Source organism: Cobetia sp., assembly GCF_983723665.1.
Genome location: NZ_CFDJES010000094.1, coordinates 6,387 through 9,799, shown reverse-complemented (window position 1 = coordinate 9,799; position 3,413 = coordinate 6,387). Strand labels below are relative to the sequence as shown.

The window sequence follows — 3,413 nt, the reverse complement described above, 5'->3', positions numbered from 1 at the left end:
TACTCCATCGCCATGCACAGCGTCCTGCAACGCGAATCACGCACGGACGCCGAGACGGCGATACCGGATATCGCACTGACTCCCTTCACGCTCAAGCTGATGCATTTCACCTTCCTCGGCTGGCAGGCCGTGGTCGCGCTCGGCGCACTGGCGATTGTCGCAGGCTACTCCTCGGGCCAGCACATGGCCGAAGCGCCCTGGCTCGTCGATCTCCTGATGACCCTCGTCTGGCTGGCCGTGGCGTGGGTCTTCTTCACGGTGCTGGAACAGCGCACGCTGCGCCGCCTGCCGGTGGCCTGCTGGTACTTCATCGCCGGCCTGATGCTGGTGTTGATTCAGCATGTGCTGATCTCGCTCAGCGTGCCGATCGGCCTGCTGGAATCGATACCGCTCTTCACGGGCAGCCTCGAGGCACTGATTCAGCGCTGGCAGGCAGGGCCACTCCCCGGCGGCATGTTCGCATTCGGCCTCATTGCCTTGCTCCATCACATGGTGACGAGCCGCTCACGGCTGCCGCTCTACTCGCATCGGCTGGCCGCCACCAGCTTCTGGATGCTGGTGCTGCTGGTGACATGGGGAGGTGCTCCGCTGCTGTTCGCGAGCGCCCTGCCGGCCTGGAGCCAGACGCTGGGCATGGCGATGGGCATCCTGCTGCTGGCGCCGGGGCTGGCACTCAGCCTCAATGGCCTGATGACACTCAAGGAGGATTGGCACTCATTGCGCCGGGATCCGCTTAACTGCCTGCTGGCGGCAGCTCTGGTCAGCCTCGCCCTCGCGGTTCTTGAATACAGCCTGCTGTCATTGCCGACCCTCAATGCCCTGACCTTCAGTGCCGCCAACAGTCTGTCGCCGGCAGCAAGCCTGGGGGTGGTCGCGACAGTCGCCATCGTGATGGCCTATCACCTGCTGCCCCCGATGCGCTCCCTCGCGCTGCTCAAGACCCATGCCCTGCTGGTCATCATCGGCACCCTGCTGTGCGTTGCCGCCAGCTGGGCGACCACGCTGCTTCAAGGCAGCATGTGGCATGTGCTGGCAGATGACGGCAGGCCGCTATACACCTTGAGCGAGGTGCTGGAAGCGGCCCGCATGCCGATGATGATCTCGCTGGGCGGGCTCGCCTGCTGGGCGCTCGGCTTGCTGCTGATGCTCCTCAACGTGACGCGCACCCTGGCTGATCAAAAGAGCGAACGCCAAGCCGCTCACGAGCGCCAGCGCCTGAGCTCCGGCTCGCACAAGGCATCATCAGAGCCTGCCATGCACTCTGCGTCCCCCTCTACCACGCCCCCTGCCACATCCTCGGGAGGGCACTACGCATGAGACATGTCCTGCTCGAACGTCACGCCGGCCTGATGACGGCACTATGTCTGCTCACCATGAGCCTCGGCGCCCTCGCCCAGCTGGTGCCGCTCGGGGCTCACCCCAGCCTCGCCAGCGCACCCGAAGACCTCAAACCGCTGAGCGCCCTGGCGCTGGAGGGCCAGCGCATCTACCAACGCGAGGGCTGTCAGCAGTGCCACACACGCATGGTGCGCGATCTACCGGGCGACACGGCGCGACACGGCGATGCGACGACCGCCCGGGAGCGCTACTACGACCGCCCTTCGCTGTGGGGCGTCGAACGCTGGGGGACGGATTTGAGCAAGCTGCCTGCGCAACATGACGATGCCTGGCAGCGTCTGCATCTGAATGACCCGCGCAGTCAGGTGCCGGGCTCAGCGATGCCCGCCTACCCGTGGCTGTTCGAGCAGGCGTTGAGCGGCGAAGGCATCGCGGCACGCATGCGAGCCCTGCAAGGCCTGGGCGTGCCCTACGCGGAAGATGAGATTCTCGCCGCCCCCAATGACGTGCGTGGCACTGCCGAAATCACGGCTCTGCTCGCCTACCTGCAGCAGGCCGCCCCCGCGAGCGACATCGCCAGCCGCGACCCATGACAGGACACCGCTCAGGAGACACGACATGAATCTGCTGGAGACAACTGGACTCCCCCTGTTCTGGAATCTCTGGGTGCTGGCCCTCACGCTGGGCAGCCTGGTGCTGTTCGCCATGCTGGCCCTGGGCAGCCTTTCGCGCGCTGCCAGCACTGACAGCGACGAGCGCGAAGGCGATGGCCCCATGCAGGAACATCGCATCAACGGCGTACGTCAGCCTGACACACCAGCGCCACGTGCCTGGGGCATACTGGCACTGGCGACGCTGGCCGCCGCACTGATCCTGCTGCTCGGCGCAGCTGGCTGAGGCAGGTCGTCGCGGTATGGTCACGCGGGGCCAACCAGGCCTAAAGTTCACACACCTTGCAACGCCCATGGGTTGGGCAGGATAATGAATTAATAAAATCTAATATTATGGCGCCACGAAATTGCACTGCATTAGCCGATAAGCGCTCAGACTCTGGCCGCTCGAATCACATCGGCTGAGCAGGGTAGCGGCGGGCGACAAGGCCCCGCCCCACCGTTCGTTGCGCCCGAAAGACCCCTCCCGCTGCCCTGCCCCAGGGGTAGCGGTGACATTCCTCAGGAGAGTCACCATGACGGCCAATGCACAGGCATCACACCGCTTGCGCGCCCATGAAGCCCGCTGCCAGACCTGTTCGCTGAGTTCACTGTGCCTGCCACTGGCACTGAACATGGAAGATATCGACCAGTTTGACGCCATCATCCGCCGTCGCGCGCCACTCAGAAAAGGGGAAGTGCTCTTCACCCAGGGCGATGCCTTCGATTGCGTCTTCACGGTGCGCTCCGGAAGTCTCAAGCAGATCACCAATGAAAACAGCGGCATGGAGCAGCTGACCGGCTTCTACCTGCCCAGCGAGCTGGCCGGGCTGGATGCCATCGACAGCAATTGCTATCCCGGCACTGCGGTGGCGCTGGAGACCACCACCGTCTGCGAGATCCCCTTCGACCGCCTCAATGCGCTCTCGGAGCAGATGCCGGAGCTGAGAACCCAGCTGTTCAAGAGCCTGAGCAAGGAGTTGCACGAAGATCGCCGCATGATGATGCTGCTGTCGCGCAAGACAGCCGATGAGCGGCTGGCGAGCTTCCTGGTCAACCTGTCACAGCGCTTCCGTCGTCGTGGCTATTCGCCGTACAGCTTCCGCCTCTCGATGGCACGCGCCGATATCGGCAACTATCTGGGGCTGGCCGTCGAAACCATCAGCCGTATCCTGACCCGCTTCCAGACCCAGGGGCTGGTCGACATTCGTGCCCGCGAGGTGCATATCCTGCATCTGGATGGCCTGATCGAACTGGCCGAAGGCGAGTGTCAGGGTGGTCGCTGATGACGCCTGCTGACAGCACATCACGCTGAGCGACACTGCGCTGATCCGCCGCCAGGGCGCCATGCCGGCACCACACAAGACAGAAGCCCGCCACGCAATTTGCGTGGCGGGCTTCTTCTTTCTGTCAGGCCAGTCGTCA

4 protein-coding genes are annotated in these 3,413 nt (G+C 64.3%); all 4 read left to right on the top strand.

The features are described 5' to 3' along the window. The coding region (locus AC4FAH_RS10240) for a cbb3-type cytochrome c oxidase subunit I (RefSeq protein ID WP_490245980.1) at positions 1-1,317 on the top strand (1,317 nt) is incomplete at its 5' end. Continuing rightward, the gene (locus tag AC4FAH_RS10235; RefSeq protein WP_286988425.1) at positions 1,314-1,931 is read left to right on the top strand and encodes a cbb3-type cytochrome c oxidase subunit II; all 618 of its coding nucleotides are present in this window, start codon (positions 1,314-1,316) and stop codon (positions 1,929-1,931) included. The genes AC4FAH_RS10240 and AC4FAH_RS10235, both read left to right, overlap by 4 nt. A 25-nt stretch (positions 1,932-1,956) precedes the next feature. Next, entirely contained in the window at positions 1,957-2,235 is a 279-nt protein-coding gene (locus AC4FAH_RS10230) for a hypothetical protein (RefSeq protein ID WP_286988424.1), read from the top strand. A gap of 289 nt (positions 2,236-2,524) precedes the next feature. Beyond that, positions 2,525-3,274 (top strand): fumarate/nitrate reduction transcriptional regulator Fnr, encoded by a 750-nt coding sequence (gene fnr, locus AC4FAH_RS10225; RefSeq protein WP_043333190.1) that lies wholly within the window; start codon positions 2,525-2,527, stop codon positions 3,272-3,274. Positions 3,275-3,413 lie beyond the last annotated feature (139 nt).